This is a genomic window from Halorubrum sp. Ib24, assembly GCF_002252745.1.
Taxonomy (GTDB): domain Archaea; phylum Halobacteriota; class Halobacteria; order Halobacteriales; family Haloferacaceae; genus Halorubrum.
This window is the reverse complement of record NZ_NHOX01000041.1, coordinates 18,572-34,353: the sequence shown is the minus strand read 5'-3', so window position 1 is coordinate 34,353 and position 15,782 is coordinate 18,572. Positions and strand designations below refer to the sequence as shown.

Here is a 15,782-nt window from a genome sequence, read left to right as displayed (position 1 = left end):
GGCGGACCTGCGGGAGTTGCTCGACCTATAGGCGGCACCGACCGGCGATCCGGGCGCCGACGGACGCGCCGATCAGGCGGCTTCGCTCGTCGGTTAGCGTCGACAGAAACGCCCGGAACGGGGGTTGAGCCACAATCGTTCCACTCGTTTCGCTCGCGTCACTCTCTGATTCACACCCGCAGCGATCGATTTCGACGAACGGCTCGCTACGCTCGCCGTATTGTTCGGAGAAAACGCCCGGAGCGGGAGTTGAACCCGGAGGACTTCGTTCACTCCGTTCGCTCGTCCTCAGATTCAACTCCCTGCGAAACGATTCGTCGCCGCCGGTATCGACTCGCTGCGCTCGTCGATTGGCGGCGACAGAATACGCCCGGAGCGGGATTTGAACCCGCGTCACGACCGTGACAGGGTCGTATGATGGGCCACTACACCATCCGGGCAAACAGCGACAAAGCCCCGAAACGGGGGACGCCCGGAGCGGGATTTGAACCCGCGTCACGACCGTGACAGGGTCGTATGATGGGCCACTACACCATCCGGGCTTGTCGCAGTCATTCGTACCCCTGTCTGGCAAATAAGGCTTGTCATCGCCGGCGACGATGGGGACGGGTGACAGGGCGAGACGGCCGGCCGCGTCGCCGCTCGCGGCGGTAGCCTTTTGTATAATACCCGCATGAGTGTGAGTATCGCACGCCCCCGTCGTCGTGAGCCGCGCGCGGCGGAGCCGGTTGGCAAGTCTTATGCCGCTGGCGCATATAGCGATCTGTAGTATCTCGTGATAGCTTCTTTCAATAACCACCACCCATGGTAGACGTAAGCCAACACGAACTCGTCCCGGACCACGTCCTCCTCGACGACGACGAGGTCGACGAAGTCCTGGCGGAGTACGACGTGAAACGGACGAACCTACCGAAGATCAAACGCACGGATCCCGCGATCCCCGACGAGGCCGAGGTCGGCGACGTGGTGAAGATCGTTCGAAACTCCCGCACGACGGAGGAAGCGGTCGTGTACCGATTAGTCGTCTCATGAACAGGCAAGACCGACGCGTGGTTTCACGCGAGTACTTCTCCGACGAACGGCTGGCCGAACACCACTTCCGATCGTTCAACAACTTCCTCGACCGCGGCATGCAGGAAGTCGTCGACGAGAAGGAGACGATCGAGACCGACATCGGCGACAAGGAGGGCCAAGAGCCCGTCTACGTCGAACTCGGCGACGTGCGGATGGTCACCCCGCGCGTTCGCGAGGCCGGCGGCTCGGAGGAGCTGCTGTACCCGCAAGAGGCCCGCCTGCGGAACATCACCTACTCGGCGCCCGTCTTCATGGAGATGTCCATCGTTCGCGGCGGCGAAGACGAGCCCGAACAGGTCGTCGACACCACCGAGACGAAGGTCGGCCGGATGCCGATCATGGTCGGCTCGGACAAGTGTAACATGGCCGGCTTCTCGGACGAGGAGCTCATCGACATCGGCGAGGACCCCGTCGACCCCGGCGGTTACTTCATCGTCAACGGCTCCGAGCGCGTGCTGATGACCTCGGAGGACCTCGCGCCGAACAAGATCCTCGCGGAGTACGACTCGAAGTACGGCGACGAGATCCAGGTCGCGAAGACGTTCTCCCAGCGCCGCGGCTACCGCGCGCTGGTGCTGTGCGAGCGCAACCGCGAGGGGCTGCTCGAAGTGTCGTTCCCGTCCGTCTCGGGCTCGATCGACTTCGTGACCCTCGTCCGCGCGCTCGGACTGGAGTCGGACGAGGAGATCGTCCACCGCGTCTCGGACGACCCCGAGATCGTGAAGTTCATGCTGGAGAACTTGGAGGAGGCGGAGGTGCAGACGACCGAGGAGGCCATCGAGACCCTCGGCGAGCGCGTCGCCTCCGGCCAGGGGAAGAACTACCAGCTCAAGCGGGCGAACTACGTCATCGACCGCTACCTCCTGCCGCACCTCCACGAGGAGGGCGTCGAGGAGGAGGACGTCCGGATCAACAAGGCGTACTACCTCTGCCGGATGGCCGAGGCGTGTTTCGAGCTCGCCTTGAACCGCCGCGAGTCCGACGACAAGGACCACTACGCCAACAAGCGCCTGAAGGTCTCCGGCGACCTGATGCGCGACCTGTTCCGGACCGCCCTGAACAAGCTGGCGCGCGACGTGAAGTACCAGCTGGAGCGCGCGAACATGCGGAACCGGCAGCTCACGGTCAACACGGTCGTTCGCTCGGACGTGCTGACCGAGCGGCTCGAACACCCGATCGCGACCGGGAACTGGGTGGGCGGTCGCTCGGGCGTCTCCCAGCTCGTCGACCGGACGGACTACATGGGCGTGCTCTCGCACCTGCGGCGCCTGCGCTCGCCGCTGTCGCGGTCGCAGCCGCACTTCGAGGCGCGGGACCTCCACGCGACCCAGTGGGGTCGCATCTGTCCCTCCGAGACGCCGGAGGGGCCGAACTGCGGGCTCGTGAAGAACTTCGCGCAGTCGATGGAGCTGTCGCAGACGGTCGAGGACGAACAGGGGCTGAAACGAGAACTGGCGTCGATGGGTGTCGAGGGGATCCCCGGCATCGAGGGCGTCGAACGACAGACGGCGGACGACTAATATGGCTCAGGCAGAACGCGAAGCGAAGGTGTACGTCAACGGGAGTCTCGTCGGGACCCATCCGGACCCCGAGGCCCTCGCCGAACAGATCCGCGAGGCGCGCCGCCGTGGCGATGTCTCCGACATGGTGAACGTCTCGGTCAGGGACCGGACCCAAGAAGTGATCGTCAACGCGGACGCGGGGCGGGCCCGCCGGCCGCTGATCGTCGTCGAGAACGGCGAGCCGCTGCTCGGCGACGAGGAGATCGAGGCGCTCGAGCGCGGCGACATCGAGTTCGAGGACCTCATCGACCGCGGCTACGTCGAGTTCATCGACGCCGAGGAGGAGGAGGACATCCTCGTCGCCGTCGACGAGGAGGACGTGACCGAGGACCACACGCACCTCGAGATCGACCCGCAGCTCGTGTTCGGTATCGGCGCGGGGATGATCCCGTACCCCGAGCACAACGCGAGCCCGCGCATCACGATGGGCGCGGGGATGATGAAGCAGTCCCTCGGGCTCCCCTCCGCGAACTACCGGATCCGGCCGGACACGCGTCAGCACCTGCTGCACTACCCGCAGCTGGCGATGGTGAAGACGCAGACGTCCGACCAGATCAGCTTCGACAAGCGGCCGGCGGCGCAGAACTTCGTCGTCGCCGTGATGTCATACGAGGGGTTCAACATCGAGGACGCGCTGGTGATGAACCAGGGCTCCGTCGACCGCGCGCTCACCCGCTCGCACTTCTTCCGGACCTACGAGGGCGAGGAGCGCCGGTACCCCGGCGGTCAGGAGGACCGCTTCGAGATCCCCGACCAGGACGTCCGCGGCGCGCGCGGCGAGGAGGCGTACACCCACCTCGACGAGGACGGCCTGGTCAACCCCGAGACGAAGGTGGACGAGTCCTCGGTACTCCTGGGCAAGACCAGCCCGCCGCGCTTCCTGGAGGAGCCCGACGACATGGGCGGGCTCTCCCCGCAGAAGCGCCGGGAGACCTCGGTCACGATGCGCTCGGGCGAGTCGGGCGTCGTCGACACCGTGACGCTGATGGAGGGCGAGGACGGCTCCAAGCTCTCGAAGGTGAAGGTTCGCGACCAGCGCGTCCCCGAGCTGGGCGACAAGTTCGCGTCCCGCCACGGCCAGAAGGGCGTCGTCGGCCACCTCGCTCCGCAGGAGGACATGCCGTTCACCGAGGAGGGGGTCGTCCCCGACCTCGTGATGAACCCGCACGCCCTGCCGTCCCGGATGACGGTCGGCCACGTGCTGGAGATGCTCGGCGGCAAGGTCGGTTCGCTCCGCGGCTCGCGGGTCGACGGCACGCCGTTCCAGGGCGAAGACGAGGAGGAGCTCCGCGAGGGGCTCGAGGAACACGGATTCAAGTCCTCCGGCAAGGAGGTCATGTACTCCGGCGTCACCGGCGAGAAGATCGACGCGGAGATCTTCGTCGGGACGATCTTCTACCACAAGCTGTACCACATGGTGTCGAACAAGCTCCACGCTCGCTCGCGCGGGCCGGTCCAGGTGCTCACGCGCCAGCCGACCGAGGGGCGCGCCCGCGAGGGCGGCCTGCGCGTCGGTGAGATGGAGCGCGACACGATCATCGGCCACGGCGCGTCGATGGTGCTCAACGAGCGGCTGCTGGAGTCCTCGGACGCCGAGACCGTCCACGTTTCCGCGGAGACGGGGCTCGTCGCCGTCGAGGACCGCGAGCAGCGCCGCGTGTACGACCCGGTCACGGGCGACGAAGACGATATCCACGAGCTCGAGGTGAGCTACGCGTTCAAGCTCCTCCTCGACGAGATGATCGCGCTCGGTATCCGACCGAGACTCGAACTGGAGGACGCTATTTAAATGTCAATGCAAACACCGAAAGTGCTCGGCGGCATCGACTTCGGCCTCATGGACCCGGAGACGTACCGGGACATGTCGGCGACGAAGGTGATCACGGCCGACACGTACGACGACGACGGCTACCCGATCGACATGGGGCTGATGGACCCGCGGCTCGGCGTTATCGACCCCGGGTTGGAGTGTCGGACCTGCGGCGCTCACTCCGGCTCCTGTAACGGCCACTTCGGCCACATCGAGCTGGCCGCGCCCGTCATCCACGTGGGCTTCACGAAGCTCATCCGGCGGCTGCTCCGCTCGACGTGCCGCGAGTGCGGCCGACTCGCCTTAGACGAGGTGCAGCGCGACGAGTTCCGCGACCGCTACGAGCGCGCGAAGGAGCTCGGCGACGACGAACACGACGTGCTGAAGGCCGCCGTCCGGCAGGCCCGGAAGGCGTCGACCTGCCCGTTCTGCGGCGAGCCGCAGGCGGACATCAAACACGAGAAGCCGACCACCTACTACGAGGTTCAGGACGTGCTCTCGGGCGACTACTCCGAGCGCATCGCGGCCGCGATGCAGCCCGACGAGGAGGAGGACGACCCGGGCACCTCGCCGCAGGAACTCGCCGAGAAGACCGACATCGCCCTCGACCGAGTCAACGAGATCATGGCCGGCGAGTTCCGCCCGCGCAAGGAGGACCGCCGGGCCATCGAGAAGGCGCTTGACGTCGACCTCACGGAGGAGGACATGAACAAGCTGATGCCCTCGGACATCCGCGACTGGTTCGAGGACATCCCGGACGAGGACTTGGAGGTCCTCGGCATCGACGCGGAGGACTCCCGGCCGGAGTGGATGATCCTGACGGTCCTCCCCGTCCCGCCGGTGACCACGCGCCCCTCCATCACGCTCGACAACGGCCAGCGCTCCGAGGACGACCTCACCCATAAGCTGGTCGACATCATCCGGATCAACCAGCGGTTCATGGAGAACCGCGAGGCGGGCGCCCCGCAGCTGATCATCGAGGACCTCTGGGAGCTGCTCCAGTACCACGTCACCACGTTCGTCGACAACGAGATCAGCGGGACGCCGCCGGCGCGACACCGCTCCGGCCGCCCCCTCAAGACCCTCAGCCAGCGACTGAAAGGGAAGGAGGGCCGCTTCCGCGGGTCGCTGTCGGGGAAGCGCGTCAACTTCTCCGCCCGGACCGTCATCTCGCCGGACCCGACCCTCTCGCTGAACGAGGTCGGCGTCCCGGACCGCGTCGCCAAGGAGATGACCCAGACGCTCAACGTCACCGAACGCAACGTCGACGAGGCGCGCCAGTACGTCCGGAACGGCCCGGAGGCGCACCCCGGCGCGAACTACGTGCGTCGCCCAGACGGGCGCCGCCTGAAGGTGACTGAGAAGAACTGCGAGGAGCTCGCCGAGAAGGTCGAGGCCGACTGGGAGGTCAACCGCCACCTCGTCGACGGCGACATCGTGATCTTCAACCGGCAGCCCTCGCTGCACCGAATGTCCATCATGGCCCACGAGGTCGTGGTGATGCCGTATAAGACGTTCCGGCTCAACACCGTCGTCTGTCCGCCGTACAACGCCGACTTCGACGGCGACGAGATGAACATGCACGCGCTCCAGAACGAGGAGGCCCGCGCTGAGGCGCGCGTCCTCATGCGCGTCCAAGAGCAGATCCTCTCGCCGCGGTTCGGCGGGAACATCATCGGCGCCATTCAGGACCACATCTCCGGGACGTACCTGCTCACGCACTCGAACCCCGAGTTCACCGAGACGCAGGCGCTCGACCTGCTCCGAGCGACCCGGGTCGACGAGCTGCCCGAAGCCGACGGCGTCGACGACGACGGCCGCGACTACTGGACCGGGCGAACGCTGTTCTCCGAGCTGCTGCCCGACGACCTCACGCTGCACTTCTCGTCGTCGACCGGCGACGACGTCGTCATCGAGAACGGCCAGCTGATCGAGGGGACGATCGACGAGGACGCGGTCGGCGCGTTCGGCGGCGAGGTCGTCGACACCCTCACGAAGGAGTACGGCGAGACGCGCTCGCGCGTGTTCATCAACGAGATCGCCGCGCTGGCGATGCGCGCGATCATGCACTTCGGCTTCTCGATCGGGATCGACGACGAGTCGATCCCGCCGGAGGCCGAAGAACAGGTCGACGACGCGATCGAGAGCGCCTACGACCGCGTCCAGGAGCTGATCGAGACGTACGAGGCCGGCGAGCTGGAGTCGCTGCCGGGCCGCGGCGTCGACGAGACGCTGGAGATGAAGATCATGCAGACGCTCGGGAAGGCCCGCGACTCGGCCGGGGAGATCGCCGACCAGCACTTCGGCGACGACAACCCGGCGGTCGTGATGGCCCGCTCCGGCGCCCGCGGGTCGATGCTGAACCTCACGCAGATGGCCGGCTCCGTCGGCCAGCAGGCGGTCCGCGGCGAGCGGATCAACCGCGGCTACGAGGACCGGACGCTCTCCCACTACAAGGAGAACGACCTCTCCGCGGAGGCGCACGGCTTCGTTGAGAACTCCTACCGCGGCGGGCTGACGCCCGAGGAGTTCTTCTTCCACGCGATGGGCGTCCGCGAGGGGCTCGTCGACACGGCGGTTCGGACCTCCAAGTCCGGCTACCTGCAGCGCCGCCTCATCAACGCGCTCTCCGAGCTGGAGGCGCAGTACGACGGCACGGTCCGGGACACCTCGGGCCGGATCGTCCAGTTCGAGTTCGGCGAGGACGGGACCTCGCCCGTGAAGGTGTCCTCCGGCGAGGGCGACGGCATCGACGTGGACGACATCGTCGACCGCGTCGTCGACTCGGAGTTCGACTCCGACGACGAGAAGGAGCGGTTCCTCGGCGAGCGCACGCCGCCGACGAACCTGTCGGAGCACGCCGGACCCGGGCTGAACAAGGCCTCGGGGGTGGAGTCCGATGACTGAGTACGACCACGTCACCGACGACATGGAGGCGGTCGTGGAGGCGACCGAGCTGCCGAGCCGCCTCAAGAGCGAGGTGTACGAGGCGCTCGAGAAGAAGGGCGAAGAGACCGGCGAGATTACGGTCGAGCAGGCTACCGAGGTCGCGACGGGCGTCGAGAACCGCTACATCGAGACGCGGGTTGATCCGTTGGACCCTGTAGGGACGGTTTCTGCACAATCGATCGGTGAGCCCGGAACTCAGATGACAATGAACACGTTCCACTACGCTGGGGTTGCAGAAATCGACGTCACGCAGGGGCTTCCCCGGCTCATCGAGCTGGTGGACGCCCGGAAGACGCCGGACACGCCGATGATGACCGTCCACCTCGAGGGCGAGTACGCGACGGACCGCGAGAAGGCCCACGAGGTCGTCTGGTCCATCGAGGCGACGCGCATCCTCGCGCTCGGCGACGTGTCGACGAACGTCGCCGACATGCTGGTGCGGATCGACCTGAACGACGACACCCTCCTCGAGCGGTGGCCGACCCACACCGACCCGTCGGAGGTCGCCGGGATCATCGCCGAGACGATCGAGGACTCGCTCGGCGTCGACACCCGGCAGTCGGGCACCGTCATCGAGTTCGGCCCCGGAGAACCGAGCTACCGCGAGCTGCTCCAGCTCGTCGAGCGGCTCCGGGAGATAGTGTTCAAAGGGATCGAAGAGATCGAGCGCGTCGTCATCCGGAAAGAGGAGATCGACGGCGACGAGGAGTTCGTCCTCTACACCGAGGGATCGGCGTTCGGCGACACTCTCGACATCGAGGGCGTCGACGCCTCGCGCACGACGTGTAACAACATCCACGAGATCTACCGCAACCTCGGCGTCGAGGCGGCCCGCGAGACGATCATCGACGAGACGAAGAACACGCTCGAAGAGCAGGGGCTCGACGACGTGAACGTCCGCCACCTGATGCTCGTGGCGGACATGATGACGACCAACGGCGAGATCGACTCGATCGGCCGCCACGGCATCTCGGGATCGAAGGACTCCGTGCTCGCGCGCGCGGCGTTCGAGGTGACGGTCAACCACCTGCTCGACGCCGCGATCCACGGCGAGTACGACGAGCTCGACGGCGTCATCGAGAACGTCATCGCCGGCAAGCCGATCTCGCTCGGCACCGGCGACGTCGACCTCCGGATGGGGTCGCGCGTCGTGGGCGACGACTGATGTACGTCGAGCTCTCCGACGAGGCGCGGCGCTACATCGGTCGGTTCGACGAGCTGACCGGGGTCGCGCCGAAGGACTGCCTCGTGGAGGGCGACCGGCTCGTGTTCCTCGTGCCGGCCGGCGAGATGGCCGCCGCGATCGGACAGGCGGGCGAGACCGTCGAGGAGGCGGAGCGGCGGCTGGGCAAGTCGGTCGAGCTGGTGGAGGACGCGGACACGCCGGAGGCGTTCGTCTCGAGCGCGCTCGCGCCCGCGGCGGTCAACGCCGTGACCATCTCCGAGCAGAACGACCGCGTCGCGTACGTCGAGGTGCCGGAGCCGGACCGCGGCGTCGCCATCGGCGCCGACGGGACCAACATCGAGACGGCACGGACGCTGGCGAAGCGCCACCACGACATCGACGACGTGCAGCTGACGTAGGTCGCGATCCCGCGTCTAGCCGTCCGCGAACGTACGTTCCGTATCCGGGGATCCGCGCGCTTTTGACCGCGGCTCCGTTTTGTGACCCATGAACCGCAGACGCCTCCTCGCGAGCCTCGGGACCGCAGTCGCGGTCGGGAGCGCCGGCTGTTCCGACGACGACGGTGACGGGTCCGGCAACCCGACCGACGACGGGTCCGACCGCCCGTTCATCGACGCGAACTGGCGCGACGGCGACGCGCTCGCGCTCGACGCGCTCGCCGAGTCCCACGTCGACGCGTTCGTCGACGCGGGCGGCTTCACCCTGTTCTCGACGGCCGAGACGAGTCACGACGGCGACGCGGATCCGACGCCGTGGCTCCCGTCGCAGGTGTACGAATCGGGCTACGACCTCGAGAACGGTCGCCAGTACGTGAGACAGGAGCTGACGGAGACGGAAGAGCCGGACGTCACGGAGCTGTACATCGCCGGCGACGAACTGCTGTTCCGGCGGCAGACCGACGGCGAGACGCAGTACGACCGCCAGTCGGTGGACCGCTCGGAGGGCGACCTCGAGGAGGCGATGCGACAGGAGGCGCTGACGGGGATCCGCGTCGAGGGGGAGACGGAGACCGGCGAGACGCAGTACGAGGGACTGAACCGCTGGAACATGGCGAGCGACGGGGCGGGCGAAGTCCGCGGCGAGACGACCGCCCGGTTCACCGCCGACGAGTTCGACGGCGACCGGAACATCCCCGAGACCGTCGAGACCGCGTCCGCGACGGCGCACGTGTACGAAGCCGGCGTCGTCCCGCGGCTGGAACAGTCGTGGGCCGGCGGACACGACGGGGGAGAAGCGACCGTCGACATCGACATCGACTACCGCGATCCCGGGGCGGAGATCCCCGAACCCGACTGGGTCGCCGACGCCCGCGAGGCGACGAGCGAGTGATGACGACCGGGGGCGACGGCGACTCGCGGTCGGCGGCGAACGACGGGCGCTCGCGACGGCTTACCGTCTCAGCGGAGACGAGCGGCGGTCGTTTCGAATCCGCTCGTGGAGAGAAACACTCTCAGAACGGACGAGAGGTACCGCTCGGGCGATCTGAGGGCGTTTCGCCGCGTCGAAAGACGACGCTTAAGTAGCTCCGTTCGGAAGTAGACGTACGATGGCGAACGGCAAATACGCGGCCCGTAAGCTCAAACAGGACCGGCAGAAGCGCCGCTGGTCCGACTCCGAGTACGCTCGGCGAGAGCGCGGGCTCAAGAAGAAGTCCGACCCCCTCGAGGGCGCCCCGCAGGCTCGCGGGATCGTCCTGGAGAAGGTCGGAATCGAAGCAAAGCAGCCGAACTCGGCGATCCGAAAGTGCGTCCGCGTCCAGCTCATCAAGAACGGGAAGCAGGTCACCGCGTTCTGTCCCGGTGACGGCGCCATCTCGTTCATCGACGAGCACGACGAGGTCAGGATCGCCGGGATCGGCGGGGCTAAGGGTCGCGCGATGGGCGACCTCTCCGGTGTCAACTACAAAGTCGAGAAGGTCAACGGCGTCTCCATGATCGAACTGGTTCGCGGAAACGCGGAGAAGCCCGTCAGATGAGCGGCGAGGAGACCGAGGCGCCGTCCGACGAGGACCTCGCCGCCGACGAACCGGATCCGGACGCGCCCGCGTCCAGCGAGGCCGCCAACGAGAACGCCAAGCTGTTCGGCGTCTGGGACGTCACCGAGATCGCCTACGAGGACCCCTCGACGAAACGCTACATGACCGTGACGCCCATCGCCCACACGATGGGGCGCCACGCGTCGAAGCAGTTCAAGAAGTCCGAGATCTCCCTGGTCGAGCGGCTGATCAACCGCCTGATGCAGACCGACGAGAACACGGGCAAGAAGCAGCAGGCGACGCGGATCGTCCGCGACGCCTTCGACATCGTCCACGAACGGACCGAGGAGAACCCGGTGCAGGTCCTCGTTCGCGCGGTCGAGAACGCCGCGCCGCGGGAGGAGACCGTCCGCCTGAAGTACGGCGGCATCTCCGTCCCCAAGGCGGTCGACGTCGCGCCCCAGCGCCGCGTCGACCAAGCGCTGCTGTTCATCTCTGACGGCGTCGCCAGCGCGACGTACAAGTCGAGCACCGCCGCCGCCGAGGCGCTCGCCAACGAGCTTACGACCGCTGCCGACTACGACGCCGACCGCTCCTACTCCATCTCGCAGAAGGAGGAGCGCGAGCGCGTCGCCGCCGCGGCCCGCTAACGAGGCGGACCTCGGCGAGCCGACCGGCGCCGAGCGATTCTCTCTCCGTGCCCCCCGAGCGACAGCCTCGTCCGGACCGCGAAGGCTCTGACTCCTGACTCCCGCCGCCTCGTGTCACAGGTCCCGGCGAGCCTGCGGGTCTGGCAATATTTACTTGTGGGTCCTCCGGAAACACGCTCGCCGTATGGCAAACGCGCTGATGCAGTCCTGGCGGCGGTACCGCGAGGTACCGATCGTGTATCGCATCGGACTGGCGTTCGTGCTCGGTTCGGTGTTCGGGCTCGTCGTGGGGCAGCCGGCGACGGTGCTCCAGCCGCTCGGCGACTTGTTCGTGAACCTGCTGAGCATGCTGATCGTCCCGATCGTCGTGTTCACGCTGCTGATGGGGGCGCGGCGGCTCTCGCCGAGCAACCTCGGGAAGATCGGCGGGCAGGTGGTCGGGTTGTACGCGCTCACCTCGGCCGCGGCGGTCGGGTTCGGACTGCTAGTCGCGAACCTCATCGATCCGGGAGCCAACCTCGAACTGGGCGACGCGGAAGCACAGACCGCAGAGGCGCCCGACATCGTCGAGGTGCTCCTCGGGATCGTTCCCGAGAACCCGATCGGCGCGATGGCGGCCGGGGACATTCTCCCGACGATCTTCTTCGTCATCGTGTTCGGACTCGCGCTGGCGCTCGTCGAGCAGTCCACCGACTCGGCCGACATCCGCGAGGGCGTCGAATCGTTCTACAACTTGGCTGAGGCGGGCGCAGAGGCGATGTTCAAGGTCGTCTGGGGCGTGATGGAGTACGGCGTGATCGGCGTGTTCGCGTTGATGGCGGCGGTGTTCGGCGAAGCCGGCGTCGACGCGATCGTCCCGTTCGCCCTGCTTATCGCCACACTAGCGATCGCCGTCGCCGCGCACATCGCGGTCGTCCACCTCGGGGTCATCGTGCGGCTGCTCGCCGGACAGTCGCCAACAGCCTTTCTCGCCGGGGGACGCGACGCGCTGATCACCGCGCTGTCGATCCGCTCGTCGAGCGGGACGCTTCCGGTGACGATGGCGAACGCCGACGACAACTTCCACATCGACGAAGGGGTCTACAGCTTCTCGTTGCCGCTTGGCGCGACGATCAACATGGACGGCACCGCCCTCTACCAGGGCGTGGCCGCGGTCTTCGCCGCGAATCTCGTCGGCGTACAACTGTCCATCGCCGAACAGGTGACCGTCGTCCTCGTGGCGGTGCTGGCGAGCGTCGGGGCGGCGGGCGTGCCGGGGACCGGGCTCATCATGTTGACGCTCGTGTTGACGCAGCTCGGACTGCCGCTCGAAGTCGTCGGGTTCGTCGCCGGCGTCGACCCGATCCTGGATCGGCTGCGGACGATGACCAACATCAGCGGCGATCTGGCGGTCGCCACGATCGTCGCGAAGTGGAACGACGCGGTCGACTTCACGCGGGGCGCGTGGGTCGGGAAGAGCGATGACCTCGGCGTCGCCGCCGGCGACGATTAAAAACGGAGTAAGCTGGGACGATCGGCGTCGGCGGTCGCCTCAGTCGTCGGCCGGCGCCGCGCCGGAGCCGTCGTCGACGTGCTGCTGTTTGACCCACGAGAGCTTGCCGCCGGCGGCGAGGATGTCGCGCTCGCGCTCGGAGGCGTCGAGGTCGGCGGTGAACTCCCACTCGCCGTTGACGCTCACGGTGAACTCCTCCTGCCCGGAGGAGACGCCCGCGGGCACGTCGTCGACGATCTCGAGGTCGTCGCCCTGCTCGATCTCCTCGTACGTCTCCGCGTCGATCGCCAGCGGGACGATGCCGAAGTTGAACAGGTTCGCCTTGTGGATACGGGCGAAGCTCTGCGCGAAGACCGCCTCGATGCCGAGGTACATCGGACAGAGGGCGGCGTGCTCGCGGGAAGAGCCCTGCCCGTAGTTCTCGCCGGCGACGAGGACGCCGCCGTCGGCGTCGAGCGCGCGCTGCGCGAACGTGTCGTCGACGCGCGAGAGCGTGAACTCGGAGAGCTTCTCGATGTTCGAGCGGAACTTCAGGATGTCCGCCGTCGCCGGGATGATGTGGTCGGTGGTGATGTTGTCCTCCATCTTGAGGAGCGCCTCACCGCCGTCCACGTCGATCCCGTCCTTGAGCGGCACGTCGCCGATGTTCGGGCCCTTGACGAGACCGTCGTCGATCGCCTCGTCGGGCGAGATGATGTCGGAGTCGGACTCACCCATGCCGGGGCCGTACTTCGTCCCCATTTCCAGGCCGGGCTCCTCGAGGTCGCCGAGGTCGTCCGCGAGGTCGCGCGGGTCGACGATCTCGCCGGTGATGGCCGCCGCGGTGGCGACCTCGGGCGAGCAGAGGAAGACGGAGTCGTCCTCGATGCCCGAGCGGCCCTCGAAGTTGCGGTTGAAGGTGCGCAGCGAGACGGAGTCGGAGGCGGGCACGTGACCGATGCCGATACACGCGCCGCAGGTCGCCTCGGAGAAGTTGACGCCGGCCGCCATCATCTCCGCGGTCCAGCCCTCGCGGGCCAGCATCTCGGACGCCTGCTTGGAGCCGGGCGCGACGATCATCTCGGTGCTCTTGGACACCTCGCGTCCCTCCAGCATCTTCGCGCTGGGGAGGATGTCCTCGTAGGCGCCGTTGGTACAGGAGCCGATGATGACCTGCTCGACGTCGGTGCCCTCGTACTCGCTGACGGGGGCGACGTTGTCGGGCATCGACGGGGCGGCGACGAGCGGTTCGAGGTCGGAGAGGTCGACCTCGATCGTCTCCGCGTACTCCGCGTCGTCGTCGGGCTGGAGGTCGACGTACTCCTCTTCGCGGTCCTGACGGGAGAGCCAGTCTTTCGTCTTCTCGTCGGTCGCGAAAATGGAGGAGGTGGCGCCGAGCTCGGTGCCGAGGTTGGTGATCGTGGTCCGCTCGGGGATCGAGAGGTTCTCGGCGCCAGGGCCGGTGTACTCGAAGATCTTGCCGACGCCGCCCTTGACCGTCAGATCGCCGAGGAGGTGGAGCGCGATGTCCTTCGCGGTCGCCCACTCGGGGAGCTCGCCCTCGAGGTGGACGTTGACGACCTCGGGCATCTCGACGTAGTAGGGGCCACCGCCCATCGCGACGGCGATGTCGAGCCCGCCGGCGCCGATCGCGAGCTGGCCGAGCCCGCCGGGGGTCGGCGTGTGCGAGTCGGAGCCGAGCAGCGTCTTGCCGGGCGCCGCGAAGTTCTCCTTGTGGACCTGGTGGCAGATGCCGTTGCCGGGCCGCGAGAAGTAGGCCCCGTACGTGCCGGCCGCGGAGCGGAGGAACCGGTGGTCGTCGGTGTTCTTGAAGTCGAACTGGTACGTCTGGTGATCGCAGTACTGCGCGGCGAGCTCCGTCTGGATCTCGTCCATCTCCAGCGCCTCGAACTGGAGCCACACCATCGTCCCCGTCGTGTCCTGCGTCAGCACTTGGTCGATCTCGATGCCGATCTCCTCGCCGGGCGTCAGCTCGCCCTCGACGAGGTGGTCACCGAGGATCTTCTCCGTAATCGTTTGTCCCATATCATCCGCACGTCGCTCTCCCGTGGATATAAAACCCGCGAGTTTCCCGAAAGATCGACCGTGTAGGATCCGTCTGACCGGCAATTCTTGGCGGGAGATCGGCGGGATACCGTTCCCCGTGAGAGCGGTATCCGTAACCAGTGTATAAGGCTCATAAAGGCCGTTATCGGCCGAACTATCTGGATCCCACGTCGGCGGCGACTGGGCCGGGCCGCGTCGCGACCGGGTGCGACACCGTTTAGTCTCGCCCGCGGATTCGGTCGGGCATGTTCGACTCGGGAGCGACGGTCGCGGCGGCGCTGGAAGCCGGCGATGCCGACCTCGACGACGCGCAGCGACAGCCGAACGGCGTCGACCTCACGGTCGGAGAGGTCTTCCAGCAGACGGCGCCCGGACGGATCGGCCGCGACGGGAAACGCGTCGGCGAGCGTGAGCCGGTACCGCTCGAAGACGGCGTCTACCGGCTGGAGCCGGGAACGTACGTGGTCCGGTACGGGGAGCCGGTGCGGATACCGAGCGAGCGGGTCGGGTTCGTGCTCCCGCGGTCGACGCTGCTACGGAACTCCTGTACCCTCGACACCGCCGTCTGGGACGCCGGCTACGAGGGCGTCGGCGAGGGCCGCCTCGACGTGGGCCACGCTCTTGAGATCGAGCCCGGCGCGCGGATCGCCCAGTTGGTTCTCGCCGCCGCCGATCACGACGGAGCGTACGAGGGGTCGTATCAGGGGGAAAATCTCTGAGAGCGTCGGGGGAGGACCGCTGAGAATATCAGGGGAGGACCGCTGAAAAACGGGCGCGGAGTCGGCGACGCTCGCACGCGCCGGGGGCGCGGCCGCGGAAGACGGTCTTCGCTCGCCGACATGAGGCCGTCGCTCATCGATACCAAAGGACGAACGGCACGCCCGTGCCGGGAAAAGGTGGCACAGGCGTGCCGTTCAGTAGGTCCCCGCTGACGCTTCGGCCCTCCAAGCGAAGCGTCAACCGATATAAGCAGTGGAACGCACTTAAGGGTAGCGGGGGCGGCAGGGCTATCGGATTCGGATCCAGTGAAGTCGACAG

Annotated in this window: 12 protein-coding genes and 2 tRNA genes; 11 read left to right on the top strand and 3 right to left on the bottom strand. The window is 67.2% G+C overall.

Features of this window, described 5'->3' with window-relative positions; all coding sequences use genetic code 11:
- Positions 1-367: 367 nt before the first annotated feature.
- Both DJ82_RS11900 and DJ82_RS11895 read right to left on the bottom strand, forming a co-directional pair.
- Positions 368-440, bottom strand: a tRNA-Asp gene (locus DJ82_RS11900).
- Positions 441-469: 29 nt separating this feature from the next.
- Positions 470-542, bottom strand: a tRNA-Asp gene (locus DJ82_RS11895).
- A 262-nt stretch (positions 543-804) separates the two neighbouring features.
- On the opposite strand from DJ82_RS11895, the gene DJ82_RS11890 reads away from it, so the two are divergent.
- From DJ82_RS11890 to DJ82_RS11845, 10 genes are all read left to right on the top strand, one after another.
- On the top strand, positions 805-1,032 hold the full coding sequence (locus tag DJ82_RS11890) for a DNA-directed RNA polymerase subunit H (protein ID WP_094522283.1): 228 nt from the start codon (positions 805-807) through the stop codon (positions 1,030-1,032).
- Positions 1,029-2,594, top strand: coding sequence for a DNA-directed RNA polymerase subunit B'' (locus DJ82_RS11885; protein WP_094581889.1), 1,566 nt, complete (start codon positions 1,029-1,031; stop codon positions 2,592-2,594). Before DJ82_RS11890 ends, DJ82_RS11885 begins: the two co-directional genes overlap by 4 nt.
- A gap of 1 nt (position 2,595) precedes the next feature.
- The gene (rpoB, locus tag DJ82_RS11880; protein WP_094581888.1) at positions 2,596-4,425 is read left to right on the top strand and encodes a DNA-directed RNA polymerase subunit B; all 1,830 of its coding nucleotides are present in this window, start codon (positions 2,596-2,598) and stop codon (positions 4,423-4,425) included.
- Positions 4,426-4,431: 6 nt separating this feature from the next.
- Entirely contained in the window at positions 4,432-7,353 is a 2,922-nt protein-coding gene (locus tag DJ82_RS11875) for a DNA-directed RNA polymerase subunit A' (RefSeq protein ID WP_094581887.1), read from the top strand.
- Complete coding sequence (gene rpoA2 / locus DJ82_RS11870; RefSeq protein WP_094581886.1) at positions 7,346-8,560, top strand: DNA-directed RNA polymerase subunit A''; 1,215 nt, start codon at positions 7,346-7,348, stop codon at positions 8,558-8,560. Before DJ82_RS11875 ends, rpoA2 begins: the two co-directional genes overlap by 8 nt.
- On the top strand, positions 8,560-8,979 hold the full coding sequence (locus DJ82_RS11865; protein WP_094522288.1) for a NusA-like transcription termination signal-binding factor: 420 nt from the start codon (positions 8,560-8,562) through the stop codon (positions 8,977-8,979). The genes rpoA2 and DJ82_RS11865 overlap by 1 nt, the downstream gene beginning before the upstream one ends.
- A gap of 88 nt (positions 8,980-9,067) precedes the next feature.
- Positions 9,068-9,910: a hypothetical protein gene (locus tag DJ82_RS11860; RefSeq protein WP_094522289.1), complete on the top strand. Its 843-nt coding sequence runs from the start codon at positions 9,068-9,070 to the stop codon at positions 9,908-9,910.
- 217 nt (positions 9,911-10,127) lie between these two features.
- On the top strand, positions 10,128-10,556 hold the full coding sequence (locus DJ82_RS11855) for a 30S ribosomal protein S12 (RefSeq protein ID WP_094581885.1): 429 nt from the start codon (positions 10,128-10,130) through the stop codon (positions 10,554-10,556).
- Positions 10,553-11,206, top strand: a complete 654-nt coding sequence (locus DJ82_RS11850; protein WP_094581884.1) for a 30S ribosomal protein S7 — start codon at positions 10,553-10,555, stop codon at positions 11,204-11,206. Before DJ82_RS11855 ends, DJ82_RS11850 begins: the two co-directional genes overlap by 4 nt.
- 184 nt (positions 11,207-11,390) lie before the next feature.
- Complete coding sequence (locus tag DJ82_RS11845) at positions 11,391-12,698, top strand: dicarboxylate/amino acid:cation symporter (protein WP_176451044.1); 1,308 nt, start codon at positions 11,391-11,393, stop codon at positions 12,696-12,698.
- A gap of 39 nt (positions 12,699-12,737) precedes the next feature.
- Here DJ82_RS11845 and DJ82_RS11840 read toward each other — a convergent pair whose 3' ends face one another.
- Positions 12,738-14,723 carry an aconitate hydratase gene (locus DJ82_RS11840; protein WP_094581883.1) on the bottom strand — a complete coding sequence of 662 codons (1,986 nt, stop codon included), beginning with the start codon at positions 14,721-14,723 and terminating at the stop codon, positions 12,738-12,740.
- A 266-nt stretch (positions 14,724-14,989) separates the two neighbouring features.
- On the opposite strand from DJ82_RS11840, the gene DJ82_RS11835 reads away from it, so the two are divergent.
- Positions 14,990-15,463, top strand: a complete 474-nt coding sequence (locus DJ82_RS11835; RefSeq protein WP_094581882.1) for a deoxyuridine 5'-triphosphate nucleotidohydrolase — start codon at positions 14,990-14,992, stop codon at positions 15,461-15,463.
- Positions 15,464-15,782: the final 319 nt, after the last annotated feature.

Excerpts from the sequence above, each read along its gene's own strand:
- DJ82_RS11890 (WP_094522283.1), top strand. The coding sequence starts at position 805 with ATGGTAGACGTAAGCCAACACGAACTCGTCCCGGACCACGTCCTCCTC.
- DJ82_RS11885 (WP_094581889.1), top strand. The coding sequence starts at position 1,029 with ATGAACAGGCAAGACCGACGCGTGGTTTCACGCGAGTACTTCTCCGAC.
- rpoB (WP_094581888.1), top strand. The coding sequence starts at position 2,596 with ATGGCTCAGGCAGAACGCGAAGCGAAGGTGTACGTCAACGGGAGTCTC.
- DJ82_RS11875 (WP_094581887.1), top strand. The coding sequence starts at position 4,432 with ATGCAAACACCGAAAGTGCTCGGCGGCATCGACTTCGGCCTCATGGAC.
- rpoA2 (WP_094581886.1), top strand. The coding sequence starts at position 7,346 with ATGACTGAGTACGACCACGTCACCGACGACATGGAGGCGGTCGTGGAG.
- DJ82_RS11865 (WP_094522288.1), top strand. The coding sequence starts at position 8,560 with ATGTACGTCGAGCTCTCCGACGAGGCGCGGCGCTACATCGGTCGGTTC.
- DJ82_RS11860 (WP_094522289.1), top strand. The coding sequence starts at position 9,068 with ATGAACCGCAGACGCCTCCTCGCGAGCCTCGGGACCGCAGTCGCGGTC.
- DJ82_RS11855 (WP_094581885.1), top strand. The coding sequence starts at position 10,128 with ATGGCGAACGGCAAATACGCGGCCCGTAAGCTCAAACAGGACCGGCAG.
- DJ82_RS11850 (WP_094581884.1), top strand. The coding sequence starts at position 10,553 with ATGAGCGGCGAGGAGACCGAGGCGCCGTCCGACGAGGACCTCGCCGCC.
- DJ82_RS11845 (WP_176451044.1), top strand. The coding sequence starts at position 11,391 with ATGGCAAACGCGCTGATGCAGTCCTGGCGGCGGTACCGCGAGGTACCG.
- DJ82_RS11840 (WP_094581883.1), bottom strand. The coding sequence starts at position 14,723 with ATGGGACAAACGATTACGGAGAAGATCCTCGGTGACCACCTCGTCGAG.
- DJ82_RS11835 (WP_094581882.1), top strand. The coding sequence starts at position 14,990 with ATGTTCGACTCGGGAGCGACGGTCGCGGCGGCGCTGGAAGCCGGCGAT.